Raw genomic sequence first — 21,715 nt, 5'->3', positions numbered from 1 at the left:
GGGTTCCCTTTTTCGGGTGAGTCCACTCTGCGCCCGTCCGTATGTAGAAGTCCAACATCTACATTTTCTGCGAACTATAATCAGCGGTTATGGAGCTGCGTCAGCTGGAGTATTTCGTCACCGTCGCCGAGCTGGCGAGCTTCACCAAGGCGGCCGACGCCCTGCACGTCGCCCAGCCGGGGGTCAGCGCCCAAGTGCGCAAACTGGAACGGGAGCTGGGCCACGACCTGCTCGACCGCTCCAGCCGTACGGTCCGGCTCACCCCGGTCGGCACCTCCGTCCTGCCGCACGCGAAGGCCGCGCTCGCCGCGGTCGCCGCCGTCCGCCAGACGGTCGACGAACTCAGCGGCCTGGTACGGGGACGGGTCACCATCGGCACCGTCATCTCCATGGGCAAGACCATCGATCTGCCGGGACTCCTCGCCTCGTTCCACGAGGCGCACTCGGGGGTGGAGATAGGGCTGACCGAGGACAGCTCCGAGCACCTGGTGGAGGCCCTGCACGCGGGCCGCATCGACCTCGCGGTGATCGGCCGCACCGGCACCCGCCCGCCCGGCATCACGCTCTACGACATCGTCAACGAGCCGCTGGTCGCGGCCGTCGGCCACCAGGACCCGCTGGCCGGCCGGGAGCGCGTCGGTCTCACCGAGCTCGCCGACCGCGCCCTGATCTGCCTCACCCAGGGGACCGGGCTGCGCAGCGTCGTCGAGGCGGCGTGCGCCGGGGCGGGGTTCCGGCCGCACATCGCCTTCGAGGCCGCCGACCCGCACGTACTGGCCCAACTCGCCGGGCGGGGCCTCGGCGTGGCCATCATCCCGGCCTCGCTGGCCCGCGCCAACGAGACGGAGGTCGACCTCGTCGAGATCGACCGGCCGAGCATCCACGGCAGCCTCGCCCTCGCCTGGCGCACCGACGGCCCGACCAGCCCCGCCGGGGCCGCGCTCATCTCCCACGCCCGCGCCCGACTGCCCCAGGCGCGCTGAGACCGGAGCGGCGCCGAGCGGGGCCGCGCGGGCGGACTCCGTCAGGTCCGCGTGCTCTCTCGCCGGTACTTGCCAAAGTCCCCGGTACTCGGTTGCGAGTGCGACGGGCCCCGGAACAGGGTCGCAGCAGACAGGACCCCGGGCCACCGGCACGTACACGCAGACGCAGCACTTTGGAGGACGAGCGATGTCGGAGACCAGCCAGCCGCAGGCGTTCCAGGACGACGCGGAGCTCCGCAGGAACAACCGCGCCATCGTCGAGCAGTACATGAACTGCCGCGGTGAGGACCGGCTGAAGCGCCATCTGCTGTTCACCGAGGACGGCGTCGGCGGCCTGTGGACCACCGACACCGGCGAGCCCATCGCCATCCGCGGCCGCGACACCCTCGGCGAGCACGCCGTGTGGTCGCTGAAGTGCTTCCCGGACTGGGTGTGGACCAATGTCGAGATCTTCGAGACGCAGGACCCGAACCGGTTCTGGGTGGAGTGCGACGGCGAAGGAAAGATCCTTTTCCCGGGTTACCCGGAGGGGTACTACCGCAACCACTTCCTGCATTCCTTCGAGTTCGAGAACGGAAAGATCAAGTTGGAGCGGGAGTTCATGAACCCGAACCAGCAGCTGCGCGCGCTGGGAATCCCGGTCCCGTCGGTGAAGCGCGAAGGAATCCCCACCTGATGCACGAGTACACGGTGGTGGACGCCTTCTCGCGTACCCCGCTCGAAGGCAATCCGGTGGCCGTGTTCTTCGATGCCGGGGACCTTCCGGCCGAGGTGATGCAGCGGATCGCCAAGGAGATGAACCTCTCCGAGTGCACCTTCGTGCTCCCGGCCGAGCAGGGCGGCGACGCGCGCATCCGGATCTTCACGCCGGTCAACGAGCTGCCGTTCGCCGGGCATCCGATCCTGGGCACGGCGGTCGCCATCGGGCGCCCGCGCAAGGCGGAGCGGCTGCTCCTGGAGACGGCCATGGGCGCCATCCCCTTCGAGCTGGTCCACGACGACGACGCCACCTCCGTACGGATGCGCCAGCCCACCCCTGTCTGGGAGCCGTACGAGCACGCGGAGGAACTGCTCGCGGCGCTCGGCCTGGACGCGTCGATCACGCCCGTCGAGGCCTATCGGAACGGGCCCCGGCACGTCCTGGTCGGCCTGGAGAGCGTCGAGGCGCTCTCCGCCCTGACCCCGGACCACAACGCGCTGCGCGCCTTCCCCGACATGTCGGCCTACTGCTTCGCGGGCTCCGGCACGCACTGGCGGTCCCGGATGTTCTCCCCGGCGTACGGCGTCGTCGAGGACGCGGCGACAGGCTCGGCGGCCGGGCCGATGGCGATCCACCTGGCGCGCCACGGCCTCGCCGCCTACGGCCAGGACCTGGAGGTCCTCCAGGGCGTCGAGATGGGCCGCCCGTCCCCCATGTACGCGAACGCCGAGGGTGAGGGCGACCGGGTCGGCGCGGTGCACGTCGGCGGTCACGGTGCGGTCCTCGCCCGCGGCACGATCTATGTGTAGAGAGGCTGTCCAGTGAGCGTGCCCGCGGACATCGCGAGCGAAGGGCCGGTCCTCGGCCAGGAGTCGGCGGGTTACGACGACGAAGTCGCCGCCTATCAGCTCGGGTTCGGCCAGCGGCCGGACGTCGTGGTCGGCGCGACGGGGCCGGACGACGTCCGCGCCGCCGTCCGGCTGGCCGCCGGGCGCGGGCTGCCCCTCGTGGTGCAGTCCACCGGCCATGGCCTGCCCGGCGACCGCAGCGGCGGCGTCCTGGTGACCACCGCGCGGATGCGCGGCGTCCAGGTCGACCCGGGCAGCGGCATCGCCCGGGTCCGGGCCGGGACCCCCTGGGGCGACGTGATCCGGGAGGCGGCGCTGCACGGGCTCGCGCCGCTGTCCGGCAGCACGCTCGGCGTCGGCGCGGTTGGCTACACCGTCGAGGGCGGCATCGGTCTGCTGGCCCGCACCTACGGCTTCGCCGCCGACCGGATCACCGCGGCCGAGATCGTCACCGCCGACGGCGAGCTGCGGCACGTCACCTCGGAAAGCGACCCGGACCTGTTCTGGGCGCTGCGCGGGGCCGGGGGCAACTTCGGTGTGGTCACCTCGCTGGACCTGGAGCTGGTCCGCCAGCCCCGGATCTACGGCGGCGGACTGTACTTCGCCGAGCAGTACGTGCCCGACGCCCTGCGCACCTGGCTGGAGTGGACGCAGACCCAGGGCGAGGAGATGACCTCCTCGATCGGTCTGGTGCCCTTCCCGGACAAGCCCGCGGTGCCCGTGCCCGTACGCGGCCAGTACACCGCGCACATCCGGATCGCCCACACCGGCAGCGCGTCCGACGGCGCGGCGGCGGTCGCGCCGCTGCGCTCCATCGGCCCGTGCGTGCTCGACACGCTCACGGAGATGCCGTACACCGACTCGGACTCCATCTACCGCGACCCGCCGACGCCGATGGCGTACTACGGCACCAACATCCTGGTGGACGAACTCGACGTGGCGACGGCCGGGCGGATCCTGGAGCTGACCGGGCCGGGCTCCGGCATGAACTGCGTCGTCCAGATCAACCACATGGGCGGCGCCCTCGCCCGCCGCCCCGCCGTGCCCTCGTCGGTCGGCCACCGCGACGCCCGCTTCATGGTGCGGGTACTGAGCCGCATCGCCCCCGGGGCGGGGGATGCCGCGGCCGCCGCCGAGCGGGCCGGGCACGAGCGGGTCTACGCCCTCTTCGGCGACCGGGTCCTCGGTGTCGCGCCGAACTTCCTGCTCGGCGGGCCCGTCACGGCCGAGCAGCTGAGGGCCTGCTACGACGAGGCGGACTACGAGCGGCTTGCCGCGCTGAAGGCCGTGTACGACCCCGGGAACCTGTTCCGCGGCTACCACAACATCCCCCCGGCTCCGGCCGACGCCCGCTGAACCCGTGACCACGCTTCAGGAAAGGACCACCACATGCCCAGCATCGGCGTGATCGGATGCGGAACCGTGGGGGCGACGCTGGTGGCCGCGCTCGCCGCCCGGGCCGAGCAGTTCACCGGGCCGGGCGAGCTGGTCCTCGTCGACCGGCCCGAGGGCCGCTGGCGCGGCCGCGCCTACCAGCGCGACACCGAGGCCGTCCTCGCCAACGGGCCGATGATCGGCATGTCCCTGTACCTCAACGACCCGGAGCACGGCGTGCGATGGGCCGAGGCCAGGGGTCTGGCCGTGCACCCGGACGAGCGCGGTGTGCACCGCTTCCTGTCCCGGCCGGTCTACGGGGACTACCTGGAGGACGGCGTCGAGGAGGCGCTTGACAGGCTGCGCGCGGCCGGGTGGAGCGTGCGGTCGGTCGAGGAGACGGCCACCGGCATCGAGCGGGACGGGGACGGCGTCGTCATCCGTCACGCGAGCGGAAGCGTGCGGGTGGACCACGCGGTGCTGTGCGTCGGCGGCCGCGCCGACGACGACGCGTACGGGCTTCGCGGCACCCCCGGCTACATCGACGACCCGTACCCCCTGCGGGACGCGCTGGCCGAGGTCCCGCAGGACGCCGAGATCGCCGTCATCGGCTCCGGCATGATCGCCACCGATGTGCTGATGGCCCTGCGCGCCTTCGGCCACCAGGGGCGGGTCACCCTGGCCTCCCGGTCCGGGCTGCTGCCCTCGGTACGCCGCAAGGCCGCGCCCGTACGGCCGGCCGTGCTGACCGCCGAGCGGCTCGCGGCGCTGCCCAGGCCGCTGCGGCTCGCGGACATCGTGGCGCTGGCGCGGGAGGAAGTCGAGGCGGCGGGCGGCGACTTCGACGCGATCACCGCCGACCTCATGGACCCGGCCCCCGCCGAGGAGCGGCTGCGCCGCCAGCTCGACGACGCCCTCTCGGCCGACATCGGCACCCAGCTGCTCCAGCGCGCGGTCATCGACATCGGCCAGGACCTGTGGCTGGCGCTGCACGAGAGCGACAAGCAGCAGGTGCTGCGCACCCTGCACTCCCGGCTGTGGAGCTTCGCCTCGCCCATCCCGCAGACCACCGCCGAAAAGCTGGTCGAGCTGTGCGACGAGAAGCGGCTGCGGGTGCGCGCCGGGGTCGCGTCGGTCGAGCGGGACGGCGACGGCTTCCTGGTGCGGTACGAGGGCGGCGAGGAGGACCGCGCCGATCTGGTGGTCAACGCGGTCACCTCGGTCTACCGCCCCGAACCGCCCTCCGCCGGCGGGCTCCTGGGGCTGGCCCGTACCTCCGGTGTCCTCGCCGACCACCCGCACGGCGGCATCCGGGTCGACGAGGAGACCGGCCGGGCCCTCGACCCGTCCGGCGAGGCCGCCGAGCACCTCTTCGTGCTCGGCGAACTGACGCGCGGCGCCTACTACTTCGTCAGCGCCGTCGCCGCCTTCACCCGCCGCGCCGACGAGATCGCGGCGAGCCTCGCCGCCCTCCCGGCACCGGAGGTACGGGACGCGGCCGTGTCCGGGACCTAAGGCCGCCGGCCGGGGAAGGCGGCGCCGGTCAGGGCGAGCAGCGGGGCCGACTTGACCGCCGTCTCCTCGAACTCGGCCTCCGCGTCGGACAGTGCGACGATCGCCCCGCCGACCCCGTAGCGGACCCGGCCAGGGGTGATCACCGCCGTACGGATCGCCACGCTCAGATCGGCGGCGCCGGAGAGCGAGAAGTAGCCGATGGCCCCGGAGTAGACACCCCGGGGCCCCGCCTCCAGGCCGTCGATCAGGCGCATGGTCCGGATCTTGGGGGCGCCGGTCATCGAGCCCGCCGGGAACGCGGCGCGCACACAGTCCACGGCGCTGCGGTCCGGGCGCAGCCGGGCCCGTACCGTGCTCACCAGCTGGTGGACGGTGGCGTACGTCTCGACGTCGAAGAGGCGCGGCACCTCGACCGTGCCGATCTCGGCGTTGCGGCCGAGGTCGTTGCGGACCAGGTCCACGATCATCAGGTTCTCCGCCCGGTCCTTCTCGTCCGAGCGCAGCTGCGCGACGATCTCCGCGTCCTGCTCGGGCGTCGCCCCGCGCGGCCGGGTGCCCTTGATGGGCTTGGAGGTCGCCGTGCCGTCCGCGTCCACCCGCAGGAACCGCTCGGGCGAGGTGCTGAGCACTGCGAGCCGCCCGAACCGCAGCAGCGCGCCGTACGGGGCCGGGCTGACGCGGCGCAGCAGCCGGTACGCCTCCCACGGGTCGCCGTCGAACGCGGCCTCGGCCTGGTTCGTCAGACAGACCTCGTAGGTCTCGCCCGCGGCGATCTCCTCCTGGCAGGCGTCGATGAGGCGCAGATAGGCGTCCCGGTCGTGCCGCAGCCGGATGGTGGAGCCCGCGGCCGGGGCGGCGGGCTCGGCCAGTTCCTCGCCCGCCACCGACTCCAGCGCCCGCGCCGTGGCGCGCAGCCAGGCGTGGGCCGCGTCCTCGTCCCCGTCCTCCGCGAGCGCGAGGAGGTGGGTGAGGCCGGTGAGGTGGTCGAGGACCACCGCGCGGTCGGCGAAGACCAGGGCGGCGTCGGGGTCCTCGGCGCGGTGGACGGCCTCGCCGCCGCACTGCGCCTTCAGCTCGTAGCCGAGATAGCCGACCCAGCCCAGCGTGAAGTCGAAGGGCACGTCGGGTAGTTCGGCGTGGATGCCCTTCAGGTCCCGATCCAGCCAGTCGAGGAAGTCGGCGGTCACGGTCCGCCGTCCCGCCGCGCACTCCATCGTGACGGTGCCGCCGTGCGCGTCGGCCCGCGCCACCCGTGCCAGCGGGCCCGCCGCGTCGCCCAGGACGGAGAAGCGGCCCGCGTCGGCGTCGGGCCGGCTGCTGTCCAGCCAGAAGGCGTTGGTGCTGCGGCCGAACACCCGGTGGAAGGCGGCCTCGTCGCTCCAGCGGGTGTGCAGCCGCTCTTCCAGGACGCGCAGTTTGCGCGGCGCGGCCTCGTCCGGCTCCGCCGCACTCGTGGTTTGCGCGGTACGCGGCAGGGCGCCGCGGACCGTTGCCGTACCCCGTGCGCGGTGCCACTCCCTCGTCAACTCCGTGAAATTCCAGAGGAGTTCATCGCCGTACTCGGTCAGGATCGACTCGGGGTGGAACTGGAGCCCCCACAGCGGCCGGCTCCGGTGGCGGTGGCCCATCAGGACGCCGTCCGCCGTCCAGGCCACCGCCTCCATCTCGTCCGGGAGGCCGGTCACGGCCAGCGAGTGGTAGCGCACCGCGTCGAAGGGCGAGGGGATACCCCTGAACAGGTCCTCTCCCGTGTGCCGTACGGGAGAGGTGCGTCCGTGGCGCGGCTCGGGGGCGCGGCCCACCGTGGCGCCGTGCAGCAGCGCCGCTCCCTGGTGGCCGAGGCAGATCCCGAGAAGCGGAATCTGCGCGCGTTCGACGATGTCCCGGCACATTCCGAAGTCTGCCGCGCGCCCGGGGTGTCCGGGCCCCGGGGAAAGCACGACATTGTCGAATTCCGAGAGCCGCGCCGAATCCCACGCCGGATCGTCATTGCGGATTACCACCGGCTCCGCCCCGCCCGCCCGGGCGAGCGAGTGGTAAAGGTTGAAGGTAAACGAGTCGTAGTTGTCGACTAGCAGCGTTCGTACAACTTCCTTCATGGCACTGTTATTTCGTAGAGAATGTGCTCGACCGTCTCCTCGCCCTCACCGATGCGGCGGCTGCCCAGCACACGGAGAGAGCGGTCGCACTCGGCGGCGATCTCGTGCAGGGCGTCGATGTCCCCGCGATCGCTGAAGTGCAGCAGCACCCTTCCCCCGTCGGCCGCGAAGGCCGGGGCCTCGGCGAGATAGCGACGGTGGGCACGGTAGCCCGGGTCCACATAGGCCTGCTCGTGGACCGTCTCGTGGCGGTACGTGGGCGGGGCGAGCACGAAGTTGGAGTGCCAGTAGACGGTGTCGTAGCGCTCGTCGGCCCCGAGCGCGTCGAACAGGTCGCTGTGCACGGCGGTCAGCCGGTCCGCGACGCCGTGCCGGTGGGCGTTCATCTCCGTGTTGCGCACGGCCTGTTCGTTGATGTCCAGGGCCGTCACCCGGTCGCCGCCCGCCAGCGCGGCACAGACGGCGATCACCCCGGTCCCGCTGCCCACCTCCAGCAGGGAGCCGTGCCAGGGCGCCCGCTCCGGGCCGGTCAGCCCGAGCAGCTCCATGGCCGCCCCGGTCGACGCGGAGAACGGCGGCGCGAACACGCCGTCCAGCAGATCCCACTCGCGTCCGGCGAGCGCGAAGGTGCGCGGCCGGTCCTCCCGTAGCAGCGCCGCACGGCTTCGCTCCAGCGATCGCAGGTAGTTCTTGATTTCGGTCATCCCGCCCCCAATTCGTGCAGCATCGGGCTCCGCTCGGGGCGGTGCCGTCCGCTGGTCAGCAACTTGACCCACCTTACGGAGGAACGTAAGTTCGATGAGGGCTTGCGCCCTGTTTCGAGCCTATGGGGGGCGGCGGCATGGTGGATGACAAGGCATTAGAGGATGCCCCGGCGCTGGCCGTTCTGGAACTGCTCGCACTGGATTCACCCCCCGGGCACTTTCAGGAGTTGCTGGACCGCGCCCGCCGCGAAAACCTGCCCCGGCTGCCGCTGGAGGAACTGGAAAGGGCGACTCGTCTCGCCCTGAAAATCCAGGCCTCCAGTCATCAGCGCCGGCAGCGGGAAGCGGTCATGGCCGACTTGGTCAACACCGTCCACGACATGACGATTCCCTATGACCCCGACACGTTGCTCAAGGTCATCACGAGCCGCGCTCGAAGGCTGCTCGGGTTCGACATGGCCTACATCAGCCTGCGCAGGCCCGGCGGCGGCTCATACGTACACAGTTCGGACGGCGACACCACCTCGCTCAACGTGGGGCTTGAGGTCGAGGAGAGCCGGGGCCTGGGTGAGATGGCGCGCGAGACGGGCGCGCCCTACTGGACCGCGGACTACCTCAACGACGACCGCATCCCGCACGGCGAACAGCTCGACGCGGTCGTACGGGCCGAGGGGCTGCACGCCATCATGGTGGTGCCGATCCGCCAGAGCGGCGTGCCCATAGGCGCGTTGTACGGGGCGGACCGGGTCGTACGGCACTTCACGCCCGACGAGATCAGCTTCATGCGGTACCTGGCGGACTTCGCCGCGGTCGCCCTGGAGAAGGCCCGGCTCCTGGACCGCTCCCGGAAGGAGATCGCCGAGCTGGAGGCGGCGGGCGTCCGCGCGCAGGCCACCATCGTGCGCACCCGGCAGCTGTCCGGGGCGCTGGCCGCGCTGGTCGGCCTGGTGCTGGGCGGCGGCGATCTGCACGAGCTCGCGAAGTCCGCCGCCACGACCCTGGACGCCGGGCTCGTGGTGAGCGACGGCTGCGGGCACACCCTCGCCTGCGCGGGGGAGCCCCCCGGGCTCGACGAGGCGCGGACGCGCGAGGCCGCCCTTGAGGCGCACGCGGCGGGCGGCCCGGTGCAGCTCGCCGAGAACGTCTGGGCGGCCCCCGTCGGCGCGGGCGAGGAGCGCGGCCTGGTACTGCTGCGGACCGACCGGCCGCTCACCGGGGACGAGCGGGCCTTCCTCGGCTCGGTGGGGCAGACGGCGGCGCTGCAGCTGGTGATGCGGCGCAGCACGGCCGTGGCCGAGGGGCCGCTGCGCGACGAGTTCTTCGACGGGCTGCTCACCGCCGCGACCCAGTCACCGGGCCAGCTCGCCCGCCAGGCCCACCAGTTGGGCATGGACTCGGACGCGCCGCACGTCGTGGTGGTGGCCCGGCCGGAGGGCGGGGAGCACGGCAAGGCGGTGGTGTGGTCCTCGTCGTACGCCTACCGCAGCTCCGGTCTGATGAAGGTGCACGAGGGCGACATCGTGCTGCTGCTGCCCGGCACCGACGCCTCGGCCGTCGCCCGTGCGGTGTCCGGCGAGCTGTCGCCGCTGCTCGCCGAGCCGGTCACGGTGGCCTCGGCGGGCCCCGCCGCCTCGCTCGCCTCGGTGGCCCAGGTGTACCAGGAGGCGCTGCGCTGCTTCGACGCGGTGATCGCGCTCGACGGCGCGGGGAGCGCCGCGTCCATCGACGACCTGGGCTTCCTCGGGCTGCTGCTCTCCGACGACCACGACGTCGACGGGTTCGTCGCCTCGGTCGTCGGGCCGGTGCTCGACCACGACGCCGAGCGCATGACGCACCTGGTGGCGACGATGGAGGCGTACTTCGCCTCGGGCAGCAGCCCGACCCGCGCGGCGGGCGGTCTGCACGTCCACCCCAACACGGTGACCCGCCGCCTGGAGCGCATCACCGAGCTGCTCGGCCCCGGCTGGCAGCAGCCCGAGCGCGCGACCGAAGCACAGTTGGCGCTACGGCTGCTGCGCGCCCGGGACGTGCTGCGCCGCAGGCGGGAGGCGGTGGTCGGGCAGCGGGAGGCCGCCGTCGGCCCTCAGGACACCTTGGGGAAGTAGCCCTCGGCCCGCCGGTGGCCGGCGGTCAGGACCTCCAGGGCGTGGGCGGCCGAGGCCAGCGTCATGTGGCAGTGCCAGCCGCGCAGCGACCGCCCCTCGAAGTCCCGCAGCCCCGACCGGTCCCCGTGGTCCGCGAGGTCCTGGCCGACCCGGTCGGCCAGCCGGGTCAGGCTCAGCAGCGTGGACGTGGGCACGCCCGCCATGTTGGTGAGCCACAGCTGGGTGGGCGCCCGGTGCTGCTCCTCCCACTCCCCGACCAGCGCGAGCCCGCCCTCGCGGGTGTCCCGGAACACGGGCGTCCCGCCCGGCAGCCCCACCCGTACCTTGACCGCGGGAGTGTGCCGTACGCCCGAGGGTGCGCCCGGGTCGAACCTGCCGACCCGCTGGCGGCGCCCCTTGACCGAGTCGAGGATCCGCTGCACCGGCAGCGGGCCCGTACCGAACCGGGCCAGGGCGGGCTCCTCCACGGTGAACAGGGATCCGGCCCCGACGCGCGCGAGCACCGGCACCCCGGCCGCGCCGAACCGCCGCACCAGCGCGTCGGCGTCGCGCACCGGCAGATCGAGCACCACGGGCAGCAGCGGGGCGCCGTGCAGGCCCGCGAACTCCAGCGCCGCGGTGGTGGCGCACTCCTCGGGCGTCTCAACGGTGTGGCGCGAGGACCTTCCGCCGGACGCACCGGTGGCCGTACCCTGCTCGTCGCCCGCCGCTCCGGGCAGGACGAGCCGCCAGTTCACCGGCGCCCCCGCCTCCTCCGAGGCGCACCACACGCCGAAGGCCTGCTGGCCGTGGAACATCTGGTTGCGGTAGAGGTCGAAGCTGCGGCCCACCCCCACCGAGTGGCTGCCGGACTTGGGGATCGACATCTGTCGCACCACCCAGGCCTGCGGCGAGATCACCTGGCCGAGCCAGCAGGCCAGCGCCTCGCGCACCGGCTGCCACTCCCAGGTGGAGTTGCAGATGAAGTGGTGCAGGGTCTGCTCCAGGGTGGGATCACCCAGGCAGGCCGCCACGTTCCTGATGGACCGGCGCCCCTTCGCCGTGAGCAGCCCGCGCAGATACTGCTCCCCCTTGTGCCGCTGGTCCCGCCTCGGCAGGGACGCGAACAGCGCGTTGCTCATGTCCCTGAGCATGAACTCGCGCTCGTACATGACCGCTGGTGAAGTCCGCTGCGCCGGTACGGCGCGACGATTCCAGACAGACCTCATACTCCCGGTGGGAACACTCACCGAAACCCCCTCCAGCTGTGTTTGAGCGGCTCGTCGAAGCCACCTTTCCGAGAATGGCCGGGACTCGACGTCACGGGCGAGGTGCAGGGGGCACCCCATCGCGCCGCCGCGTGGGTGGCTCGTCACTGCGGCCCCGTCGGCGCACCCGTTCCCGGCGGGCCGCCAGGCGGTACGGTGCGCCCCGATGGTGACTGCGCCACCGCGGGCCCGTAGTGAGGGCCGGCGCGGCGCGCGCGCAAGTCGCCGCGGCCCGCCCCGGCCGGATCCCGTCGGCGGCGCGGGAGCGGACACTCCGTCAAGTCGGGCCGAGAATCCGCCCGCATTTCCGGGAGTCGGGGAAACCGGCTTCGGTTTTCCTCCCGCGGTCGGCGAGGCTCGGCGTCCGGCCGCTTGCTGATCCGCCTTTCGGGTGAGCGGTACCACGCAACCCTGGGAGGTATCAGGTGCACAGCGTCCACGCGTTCCTCCGCTCGTTGCCCGCAGTACAGCAACCGGACTGGGAAGGCCACGCGGAACTCGTACGGGTGCGGCAGGAGCTCGCCGCGCTGCCGCCGCTGGTCGAGGCGGACGACGTCGACCAGTTCCGTGCGCGGCTGGCCGAGGTCGCGGCCGGGCGGGTCCAGATCGTCCAGTCCGGCGACTGCGCCGAGGACTGGGCGGAGAACAGCCACGGCGACGTGGCCCGCAAGGTCGGGCTGCTCGACATGCTGGCCGGGGTCATGCGGATGACCTCGCACAAGCCCGTACTGCGGGTCGGGCGCCTGGCGGGCCAGTACGGCAAGCCCCGCTCCAAGCCCACCGAGACGGTCGCCGGGGTCGAACTCCCCGTCTACCGGGGCCACATGGTCAACGCCCCCGAGCCGGACCCCGAGCTGCGCAAGCCCGACCCCACCCGGATGCTGACCGGCTACCGGTCGGCGCGCGGCATCCTGGAGCTGCTCGGCTGGAGCGGCCCGGCGCGCGGCGCGCGGCACGAGGCGCCGGTGTGGACCAGCCACGAGGCGCTGCTGCTCGACTACGAGCTGCCGATGGTGCGCATGCAGGACGACGGCCGTCTGCTGCTCACCTCCACCCACTGGCCGTGGATCGGCGAGCGCACCCGGCAGGTGGACGGCGCCCATGTGGCGCTGCTCGCGGCCGTGGCCAACCCGGTGGCCTGCAAGGTGGGCCCGGGAATGACCTCGGCGGACCTGCTGGCGCTGTGCGAGAAGCTCGACCCCGAGCGGACGCCCGGACGCCTCACGCTGATCTCCCGGATGGGCGCGGACACCGTGGGGGAGCGGCTGCCGTCGCTGGTGGCGGCGGTGCGCGCGGCGGGCCACCCGGTGATCTGGCTGACCGACCCGATGCACGGCAACACCGTCAACGGTCCCGAGGGACTCAAGACGCGGCTGGTGAAGACCGTCGTACGGGAGGTCGTGGAGTTCCACCGCGCGGTCACCACGGCGGGCGGCACGGCCGGCGGCATCCATCTGGAGACCACCCCGGACGACGTCACCGAGTGCGTCACCGACCACGACCGGCTGCACGAGGTCGGCGACAAGTACACGAGCTTCTGCGACCCGCGCCTCAACCCGCGCCAGGCGGTCTCGGTGGCCTCGGCCTGGCTCGGCTGATGCGCGGGGCGGTTCCGCGCCCCGTCAGGGGCGCGGGGAACTGCGCGCCCAGCCACAGACAACCCGCAGCCGACGAAGCCCATTTCCAGCGGAGCACCTGGCACAGCGAAAGGACCACCATGGCGGGCCTGCCCACCATCGACCCGTACCCGATGCCCTCCGAGGGCGACCTCCCCGCGAACACCGCGACCTGGAAGGTCGACCCCGCCCGGGCGGTGCTGCTCGTCCACGACATGCAGCGCTACTTCCTGCGGCCGTTCCCGGCGGACCAGTCGCCCGGCGGCACCCTGGTGCGCAACGCCGCGCTGCTGCGCGAGAGCTGCGCCGCGGCCGGGATCCCGGTGGCCTACACCGCGCAGCCCGGCGGGATGAGCGAGCAGGAGCGCGGGCTGCTGAAGGACTTCTGGGGTCCGGGCATGCGGGTCTCCCCGGAGGACCGCCAGGTGGTCGACGAGCTCGAACCGGGCGCGGACGACTGGGTGTTCACCAAGTGGCGCTACAGCGCGTTCTTCAAGTCGGACCTGCTTGAGCGGATGCGCGCGGCCGGCCGCGACCAGCTGATCATCTGCGGGGTGTACGCGCACGTGGGCGTGCTGATGTCGGCGGTGGAGGCTTTCACCAACGACATCCAGCCGTTCCTGGTCGCCGACGCGGTCGCCGACTTCTCCGAGCAGTACCACCGCCTCGCGCTGAACTACGCGGCGGAGCGCTGTGCCGTGGTCACCACCGCCAAGTCGGTCCTCGCCGAGCTCGCCCCCGCGGACGGGGCGGGCCGATGACCGCCGGACTCCCCTCGGACCGGGACCTCCTGGGCCGGGTGCTCGCGCGGGAACCCGCCGCGTACGCCCTGCTGCACCGGCCCGAGACCTTGGGCCGCGACGTCCTCGAAGTGCTGCTCGGCGAGGTGTCCGCCGTCGACGCGCTGGCCGGGATACCGCTGCCCGACGCGCCCACCGGCCCCGGCGCCCGCCACGAGGTGCTGGCGGTCGTCCCGTACCGGCAGATCTCCGAGCGCGGCTTCACCAGCACCGACGACGGCGAGCCGCTGCTCGTCATGTCCGTGGCCGAGCAGGGCGAACTGCCGCTCGCCGAGGCGCTGCGCCGGCTGCCCGACGAGCCGGTCACCCTCACCGACGGCCGCTTCGACGTGGACGACGACAGCTACGCGGCGATCGTGCGCGATGTCATCGAGCGCGAGATCGGCAACGGCGAGGGCGCCAACTTCGTCATCAAGCGCGCGTTCGTCGCGGACATCACGCCCTACACGCCGCACAGCGCCCTGTCGTTCTTCCGGCGCCTGGTCGAGCGGGAGTCCGGCGCGTACTGGACGTTCCTGGTGCACACCGGCGGGCGCACCTTCGTCGGCGCCAGCCCCGAGCGCCATGTCAGCCTGCACGGCGGCACCGCCGTGATGAACCCCATCAGCGGCACCTACCGCTACCCGGCGACGGGCCCCGACCTGCCCGGCGTGATGGACTTCCTGGCCGACCGCAAGGAGGCCGACGAGCTCTATATGGTCGTCGACGAAGAGCTCAAGATGATGGCGCGGATCTGCGAGGGCGGCGGCCGGGTCGTCGGCCCGTACCTCAAGGAGATGGGCCGCCTCGCGCACACCGAGTACTTCATCGAGGGCCGCACCGACCACGATGTGCGCGACATCCTGCGCGAGACGATGTTCGCCCCCACCGTGACGGGCAGCCCGCTGGAGAGCGCCTGCAAGGTGATCACCCGGTACGAGCCGGAGGGGCGCGGCTACTACAGCGGCGTCATGGCCCTCATCGGCCGCGACGAGCACGGCGGGCGCACCATGGACACCGCCATCCTCATCCGCACCACCGACATCAGCGACGAGGGGCGACTCAGCATCGGCGTCGGCGCGACCCTGGTGCGCCACTCCGACCCGGTGAGCGAGGTCGCCGAGACCCGGGCGAAGGCCGCCGGGCTCCTCGCCGCCCTCGACTCGGGCGCCACCGGCGCGTCCGGACCGGGCGCCGTCGAGCGGTTCGCCGGGCACGCCCGGGTGCGCGAGGCGCTGGAGCGGCGCAACGACCGCATCGCCCGCTTCTGGCTGCGCGAGCCCGGACAGCGGGCCGCCCCCGTCGAGGAGCTCGCCGGGCGCAGGGTGCTGATCGTGGACGCGGAGGACACCTTCACCTCGATGATCGGCCACGAACTGGCCGCCCTGGGGCTTGAGGTGACGGTCCGTCGCTTCGACGAGCCGTACGAGGTCGAGGACCACGACCTGGTCGTCATGGGCCCCGGCCCGGGCGACCCCCGGGAGACCGGCCACCCCAAGATCGCGCATCTGCGGGGCGCGGTGACCCGGCTCCTGGACGAGCGGCGCCCGTTCGTGGCCGTCTGCCTCAGCCACCAGGTCCTGTCGACCCTGCTCGGCCTCGGCCTGGCCCGCCGCGACACCCCCAACCAGGGCGTCCAGAAGGAGATCGACCTGTTCGGCGCGTACGAGCGGGTGGGCTTCTACAACACGTTCGCCGCCCGCAGCGCCGACGACAAGCTCACCCACCCCGACCACGGCGTCATCGAGATCAGCCGCGACCCGGACACGGGCGAGGTGCACGCGCTGCGCGGCCAGGGCTTCGCCTCGATGCAGTTCCACGCAGAGTCGGTGCTCACCGAGGACGGCGTACGGATCCTCGCCGAGGCGCTGACCGGAGTGGTCCGCTCCGGCGGCGGACCGCTCGCGGGGAAGGCGCGCCGAGCAGGCCGATAGCGGCGGCGTTTATGTTGTGGGGAGCCCCGCGCCCCGCACCCGCCGCCAAGGAGGGCACCCCGTGCCGTACACCCCCGCCGCCGCCGAAGCGCTCCTCACCGCACCCGGGGCGCCCTTCGCCGTCGAGCGGGGCCCGGACGGGGTGCCCCTCTACGCCGGCGGCCCACGGACCCTGCGCGAGTTCGTGGAGGTCACCTGGGCGTACGGCGACCGCCCCTTCCTGGTGGCGGAGAGCGGGACGCACACCTACGCGGAGTTCTTCGCGGCCGCCTCCGCGCTGGCCCGGCGGCTGGTCGAGGCGTACGGGCTGCGGCCCGGCGACCGCGCGGTGGTGGCGATGCGCAACCTCCCCGAGTGGCACATCGCGTTCTGGGCCACCCAGCTGGCCGGGCTTGTGGCGGTGCCGCTGAACGCCTGGTGGACCGAGGCCGAGCTCACCTACGCGCTCGACGACTGCGCGCCCGGCGTGCTGCTCGTGGACGGGGAGCGGCTGGCGAGGGTCGAGGGCTGGGCGCGCGAGGCACGGGTGCGGGGCGTGGTCTTCGAGGGCGCGGGCCCGCTGCCCGCGGGATTCGAGGCGTACGAGGACCTGGGCGAGGCCGACCCCGCCGCAGGGCCGCCGGACGTGACCGTCTCACCGGACGACGACGCCACGATCATCTACACCTCCGGCACCACCGGTCGCCCCAAGGGCGCCGTCGCCACGCACCTCGCCCAGGCCGGGGCCGCGATGAACCCGCGCTTCCACGCGGCCGCGTCGGCGCTGGGCCGGGGCCTGGTGCCGGGCCAGGGCCCGGCACCGGTCTCCCTCGTCACCTACCCCTTCTTCCACGTCGCCGGGTTCAGCGGCTTCTACTCGGTGATGGGGTCGGGCGGCACCCTGGTCATGATGCGCAAATGGGACGCCCGGCGGGCGCTCGCCCTGATCCGCGAGCACGGCGTCACCCACTACGCGGGCGTCCCCACCACCGCTCTGCAACTCCTCGACGAGGCCGAGCGGGCGGGCGACCCGATGGAGTCGCTGCGGATGTTCAACACGGGCGGATCCGCCGCGCCGCCCACTCTGGTGGCGCGCCTGACCGCCCGCTACGCCGAGCGGATGGAGCCGCGCAACGGATACGGGCTGACCGAGACCAGCGGGGGAGTGCTGGCCAACTTCGGCGCCGAGTACCGGGACCGGCCGGACAGCGTGGGCCGCCCGACGCCCACCACCGAGGTGCGGGTCGTCGGGAAGGACGGCGCCGACGTGCCGGACGGCGAGGTGGGCGAGCTCTGGCTGCGCGGCCAGTCGAACGTACGCGGCTACTGGAACGACCCCGCCGCCACCGAACAGGCCTTCGTGGACGGCTGGTTCAGGACCGGGGACCTGGCGGTGGCACGGGACGGCCGGATCGCGGTCGTCGACCGGATCAAGGACGTGGTGATCCGGGGCGGCGAGAACGTCTACTGCGTGGAGGTCGAGTCGGTCCTGCACGGGCATCCGGCGGTACTGGACGCGGCGGTGGTGGGGGTGCCGCACGCGGAGCTGGGGGAGGAGGTGGGTGCGGTGGTGCAGGTGGCCTCGCCCGTCACCCCGGAAGAGCTGCGGGCGTACGCGTCCCGCGTCCTGGCCGCGTTCAAGGTCCCCGCGCACGTGCTCGTACGAACCGTTCCCCTGCCGCGCAACGCGACGGGGAAGGTACTGAAGCGGGAGCTGCGAGCGGAGGTCGAGGGTTGGCTGCGGCTTTGAGATCCCCCACCCCGCCCCTTCCCGAAAGCCCTGCGGGCGGCTGTCGTTCGGCTGCGGACCGTGCGTGGTTGCTCGCGCAGTTCCCCGCGCCCCCAACCCCCTAGGGGCGCGGGGAACTGCGCGATCAGCCCCCACCGGTCCGCAGCCGAACGACGACCCAACGCCTAGCCCCGAGCCACCCGCACTCGGTAATTGCCCAGCTCGTCCGCGCCCAGGACGGAGACACGGACCCCCCGCTCGCGGTCCGTGAACGTCTCCCCGGGGCCGAACGGCGCGTCGGACAGCTCCGCATGCACGTTGGGCCGCCGCGTACACCCCCCACTGTCCTTGGCGCTGTCCGCGACGGTGACCGGACCACGCCCCGTATCCACGTCCGTGCTGACCCGGTACACAAGCACCCCCGGCTTGCACACCGCCTCGTCGTTCCCCGTACGGGTCCGCACTTCGAGCGCGTAACCCGATTCGTCCGACAGCGGCACGAAGACCAGCTTGCGGCCGGTGCCGGGCGCCGACAGCGGGCTCAGGACGTACTCGCTCACGCGCGCCCCCGCCGCCGCGCACCCCACCTGTGTGTTGTCGAGCCAGCCCAGCTTCCACTTGTGCCAGCCGAGCATGTCGTTGTTGGCGCCCCAGTCCTCGGACATGATGTCCCAGTGGCCGACCGCGCCCCCGCCCTCGGGCGTGTAGAGGTCGGGCAGGCCGAAGACGTGGCCGTTCTCGTGCGGCAGCACCCGGTAGCCCGTCTCGCGGTACGAGCCGGAGCCGTCGTCCTGGCGGCTGTAGACGAAGGACGTGTTGGAGAGCGGGACGCCGTCCGCGAGCGGCGCGTCCTCGTTCCCGGAGAACGTCACCGACAGCACCGTGTCCAGCGCGGACGGCCCCGCGTTCGGCGACATCAGGATGTTGACCAGGTCGTACGACGCGAAGTTCACCCGTGAGTCGGCCGCCGTCACGATGTCCTTGACGAGGCGCCGGTAGCCCGGCTCGTACGGCGAGCCGCGCTCGATGCCGTACGCCGAGAACGCCTGCGGCATCCGCAGCCACTGCGGGACGGGGATCTCGGGCCGGTAGTCGAGCCGCCCGTAAGAAGCGGTGCGGAACCACTGGGTGGTCTGCGGGAAGAACTCCGCGTACCGGCTCAGCGCGGACTCCGTGCCCTGCGCGTCCGGGAAGTCGATCATCAGGGTGAGGGCGCGGACCGTGCCCGTGGAGTGGGCGTAGCCGGGCGGGGTGGGCAGGCCCTCCGACATCTGCACGCCGAGCGTGGCGGTGATCCGGCACGGGCCGAGCGCCGTCTCGCCGCCGGTGGCCACCGGCCCGGCCGACGCCCGGAAGGGAGGTGCCAGGGTGGTGCTGCCCGAGGTCATCGAGGCGAGCACGACGGCGGCGAGGGCCGCGCCCGCGAGGGTGCGGCGGCGGCGCGGGTCGCGCGGCCCGCCGGATATCCGACGGCGCGGTCTGCCGGACTCCTCCATGCGCACGCTCGCCTTCGGCCACCGGCAGCAGGTGGCTCCTGACTGCGCTCGTGCGATCACCCTGTGTCGGGCGTGTCGCAGGCGCGCGCTGGGTGGGCCGCGCGTGTGGTTTCGCAAGAGGAATGTGTGACTCAGGTCACATCAAACAGGTGGCCCGGCCGGAAATAACCGGGGAGCCTTTCCCCGTTTGCACCTGTGTCCCGCCGAAACGGGGAGAGGTTCCCCGCTTCCGGTTCGGACGACGACTTCGTACGTACGAGAAGGAGCACGCCGTGTCCACCGCCACCCCGACCACCGCAGCGGAGCCCCGTCGCGCCCCGCGGCCGCGGGCCGACGCCCTGCGCAACCGGGAGCGGATCATCGCGGCCGCGCGCGAGATGTTCGTCGAGGAGGGCGCCATGGTGCCGCTCGACGAGATCGCGCGGCGCGCGGGCATCGGCAACGCCACGCTCTACCGGCACTTCAAGGACCGCGCCGAGCTGATCACCAGCGTGGTGCTCGCCGTCATGGAGCGGGTCTCGGCGGCCGCGGAGACCGCGACCGCCGAGGAGCCCGACGCCTTCGCCGCGCTGCGGCGGTTCGTGTTCGAGGCGGCCGACGAGCGCATCGGAGCCCTGTGCCCGATGCTCTCCGAGGGCTTCGACAAGGACCTGCCGGAGCTCAACGCCTCCCGCGAGCGACTGGACGAGGCCGTCCGGGACCTCATGGCGCGGGCCCGGCGCAGCGGCCAGTTGCGTGACGACGTCGACGTGGGCGATCTGATGGTCGCCCTCACCCAGCTCACCCGGCCGCTGCCGGGCACCGCGTGCCCGAACATGGACCGGTTCGTCCACCGCCATCTCCAGCTCTTCCTCGACGGGCTCATGGCCCCGGCGCGGTCCGGGCTGCCGGGGACGGCGGCGACCCTGCAGGACCTCAGCCAGCCGTAACCGAACCCGCGGCCGGGCGGCAACTCCGCTTTCCGCACCAGTACTTCAGCACTCCGCTTTCAGCACATCGCGTCCCAAGGTGGCTACACCCATGTCTAAAACAGCCCAGGTCCCGGCCAAGGACCTCGCTCCTGACCCCAGTCGGTGGAAGGCCCTCGCCTTCATCGCGCTCGCCCAGCTCATGGTCGTGCTCGACGCGACGATCGTGAACATCGCCCTGCCCTCCGCCCAGACCGACCTGGGCATCTCCGACGGCAACAAGCAGTGGGTCATCACGGCCTACGCCCTCGCCTTCGGCGGTCTGCTGCTCTTCGGCGGCCGCATAGCCGACCTCTGGGGACGCAAGCGCACCTTCGTCGTCGGTCTGCTCGGCTTCGCCGCGGCCTCCGCGCTCGGCGGCGCGGCCACCGACCAGACCATGCTGCTCGGCTCCCGCGCGCTCCAGGGCGCGTTCGGCGCGCTGCTCGCGCCCGCCGCGCTCTCCCTGCTCGCGGTGATGTTCACCGACGCCAAGGAGCGCGCCAAGGCGTTCGGCATCTACGGCGCGATCGCGGGCGGCGGCGGCGCCGTCGGCCTGATCCTCGGCGGCTTCCTCACCGAGTACCTGAACTGGCGCTGGACCTTCTTCGTCAACATCCCGTTCGCGATCGTCGCGGCCGCCGGTGCCTACTTCGTCATCCGTGAGCCCTCCGGCACCCGCAACCGCTCGCCGCTGGACGTCCCGGGCGTCATCCTCTCCACCCTCGGCCTGGTCGCCCTGGTGTACGGCTTCACCCGCGCCGAGTCGGCCGGCTGGTCGGACACGCTGACCGTGTCGATGTTCGTCGCCTCGGTCGTGCTGCTGCTCGCCTTCGTGGTCCTGGAGGCCAAGGTCAAGCACCCGCTGCTGCCGCTGCGCGTGATCACCAACCGCAACCGGGGCGGGGTCTATCTCTCCCTCGGCCTCGCGATCATCGCGATGTTCGGCCTCTTCCTCTTCCTGACGTACTACCTGCAGGTCGTGAAGGGCTACTCGCCGGTCAAGACCGGCTTCGCCTTCCTGCCGATGATCGCGGGCATGATCACCGGTTCCACCCAGATCGGCGCCCGGCTGATGACCCGGGTCCCGCCGCGCCTGCTGATGGGCCCCGGCTTCCTGACCGCCGGCATCGGCATGCTGATCCTGACCCAGCTCCAGATCGACACCTCGTACGCCGGGCTGATCCTGCCGGCGCAGATCCTGCTGGGCCTCGGCATGGGCACCGCCTTCATGCCGGCCATGTCGCTGGCCACGATCGGCGTCGAGCCGCGTGACGCGGGTGTCGCCTCCGCCATGGTCAACACCTCGCAGCAGGTGGGCGGCGCCATCGGCACGGCTCTGCTGAACACCATCGCCGCCTCGGCCACCACGGCGTACGTCACCTCGCACGCCGCCGGGGCCAAGAGCGTGGAGCTGCTGAAGCTCCAGGCGATGGTGCACGGCTTCACCAGCGCCATCTGGTGGGCGGTCGGCATCCTGGTGCTCGCCTCGGCGATCGCGGTCACCCTCATCAACACCGGCCGCCCGGACGCCGGTTCCCCGACCGGCTCCGGCGACGCCGAGGGTGTCGAGGACGAGATCCGGGTCCCGGTGGTCGCCCACTGACGCCCGCCGCCTACGTGGGGGACGCGTAAGCGGAAAGCGGGAAACACAACGAAC

16 protein-coding genes are annotated in these 21,715 nt (G+C 72.5%); 12 read left to right on the top strand and 4 right to left on the bottom strand.

From position 1 onward, the window contains the following. Positions 1 to 89: 89 nt before the first annotated feature. The 5 genes from OG965_RS18795 to OG965_RS18775 all read left to right on the top strand — a co-directional run bounded on the left by OG965_RS18795 (position 90) and on the right by OG965_RS18775 (position 5,420). Positions 90 to 983: a LysR family transcriptional regulator gene (locus OG965_RS18795; RefSeq protein WP_371653241.1), complete on the top strand. Its 894-nt coding sequence runs from the start codon at positions 90 to 92 to the stop codon at positions 981 to 983. Positions 984 to 1,170: 187 nt separating this feature from the next. Then, positions 1,171 to 1,659 (top strand): PhzA/PhzB family protein, encoded by a 489-nt coding sequence (locus OG965_RS18790; protein ID WP_371653240.1) that lies wholly within the window; start codon positions 1,171 to 1,173, stop codon positions 1,657 to 1,659. Beyond that, a complete protein-coding gene (locus OG965_RS18785) occupies positions 1,659 to 2,492 on the top strand; it encodes a PhzF family phenazine biosynthesis protein (RefSeq protein ID WP_371653239.1) in 834 nt (277 codons plus the stop codon). Before OG965_RS18790 ends, OG965_RS18785 begins: the two co-directional genes overlap by 1 nt. Positions 2,493 to 2,504: 12 nt before the next feature. Further along, complete coding sequence (locus tag OG965_RS18780) at positions 2,505 to 3,887, top strand: FAD-binding oxidoreductase (protein WP_371653238.1); 1,383 nt, start codon at positions 2,505 to 2,507, stop codon at positions 3,885 to 3,887. 33 nt (positions 3,888 to 3,920) lie between these two features. Then, on the top strand, positions 3,921 to 5,420 hold the full coding sequence (locus OG965_RS18775; RefSeq protein ID WP_371653237.1) for an FAD/NAD(P)-binding protein: 1,500 nt from the start codon (positions 3,921 to 3,923) through the stop codon (positions 5,418 to 5,420). On the opposite strand, the gene pabB is transcribed toward OG965_RS18775, so the two are convergent. Both pabB and OG965_RS18765 read right to left on the bottom strand, forming a co-directional pair. Next, positions 5,417 to 7,519 (bottom strand): aminodeoxychorismate synthase component I, encoded by a 2,103-nt coding sequence (gene pabB, locus OG965_RS18770; RefSeq protein ID WP_371653236.1) that lies wholly within the window; start codon positions 7,517 to 7,519, stop codon positions 5,417 to 5,419. The two genes, OG965_RS18775 and pabB, sit on opposite strands and share 4 nt — an antisense overlap. Further along, positions 7,516 to 8,223: a 50S ribosomal protein L11 methyltransferase gene (locus OG965_RS18765; RefSeq protein WP_371653235.1), complete on the bottom strand. Its 708-nt coding sequence runs from the start codon at positions 8,221 to 8,223 to the stop codon at positions 7,516 to 7,518. Before OG965_RS18765 ends, pabB begins: the two co-directional genes overlap by 4 nt. Before the next feature lie 137 nt (positions 8,224 to 8,360). Between OG965_RS18765 and OG965_RS18760 the strand changes: the two genes are divergently transcribed. Next, a complete protein-coding gene (locus OG965_RS18760; RefSeq protein WP_371653234.1) occupies positions 8,361 to 10,328 on the top strand; it encodes a helix-turn-helix domain-containing protein in 1,968 nt (655 codons plus the stop codon). Here OG965_RS18760 and OG965_RS18755 read toward each other — a convergent pair. Beyond that, on the bottom strand, positions 10,307 to 11,449 hold the full coding sequence (locus OG965_RS18755; RefSeq protein WP_371653233.1) for an IS701 family transposase: 1,143 nt from the start codon (positions 11,447 to 11,449) through the stop codon (positions 10,307 to 10,309). The two genes, OG965_RS18760 and OG965_RS18755, sit on opposite strands and share 22 nt — an antisense overlap. Before the next feature lie 551 nt (positions 11,450 to 12,000). On the opposite strand from OG965_RS18755, the gene OG965_RS18750 reads away from it, so the two are divergent. The 4 genes from OG965_RS18750 to OG965_RS18735 all read left to right on the top strand — a co-directional run bounded on the left by OG965_RS18750 (position 12,001) and on the right by OG965_RS18735 (position 17,633). Next, positions 12,001 to 13,173 (top strand): 3-deoxy-7-phosphoheptulonate synthase, encoded by a 1,173-nt coding sequence (locus OG965_RS18750; protein WP_371653232.1) that lies wholly within the window; start codon positions 12,001 to 12,003, stop codon positions 13,171 to 13,173. Between the two features lie 119 nt (positions 13,174 to 13,292). Beyond that, positions 13,293 to 13,952, top strand: coding sequence for an isochorismatase family protein (locus tag OG965_RS18745; protein ID WP_371653231.1), 660 nt, complete (start codon positions 13,293 to 13,295; stop codon positions 13,950 to 13,952). Then, positions 13,949 to 15,904 (top strand): anthranilate synthase family protein, encoded by a 1,956-nt coding sequence (locus tag OG965_RS18740; RefSeq protein WP_371653230.1) that lies wholly within the window; start codon positions 13,949 to 13,951, stop codon positions 15,902 to 15,904. Before OG965_RS18745 ends, OG965_RS18740 begins: the two co-directional genes overlap by 4 nt. Positions 15,905 to 15,965: 61 nt before the next feature. Then, entirely contained in the window at positions 15,966 to 17,633 is a 1,668-nt protein-coding gene (locus tag OG965_RS18735; RefSeq protein WP_371653229.1) for a class I adenylate-forming enzyme family protein, read from the top strand. Positions 17,634 to 17,797: 164 nt separating this feature from the next. On the opposite strand, the gene OG965_RS18730 is transcribed toward OG965_RS18735, so the two are convergent. Beyond that, entirely contained in the window at positions 17,798 to 19,108 is a 1,311-nt protein-coding gene (locus OG965_RS18730; RefSeq protein WP_371653228.1) for a M6 family metalloprotease domain-containing protein, read from the bottom strand. Positions 19,109 to 19,380: 272 nt separating this feature from the next. Between OG965_RS18730 and OG965_RS18725 the strand changes: the two genes are divergently transcribed. After that, positions 19,381 to 20,037 (top strand): TetR/AcrR family transcriptional regulator, encoded by a 657-nt coding sequence (locus OG965_RS18725; RefSeq protein ID WP_371653227.1) that lies wholly within the window; start codon positions 19,381 to 19,383, stop codon positions 20,035 to 20,037. 91 nt (positions 20,038 to 20,128) lie between these two features. Further along, positions 20,129 to 21,661, top strand: coding sequence for an MFS transporter (locus OG965_RS18720; protein ID WP_371653226.1), 1,533 nt, complete (start codon positions 20,129 to 20,131; stop codon positions 21,659 to 21,661). The last annotated feature ends 54 nt before the right edge of the window (positions 21,662 to 21,715 follow it).

The sequence above is a fragment of the Streptomyces sp. NBC_00224 genome, assembly GCF_041435195.1.
GTDB lineage: Bacteria > Actinomycetota > Actinomycetes > Streptomycetales > Streptomycetaceae > Streptomyces.
This window is presented reverse-complemented; position numbering and strand designations above follow the sequence as displayed.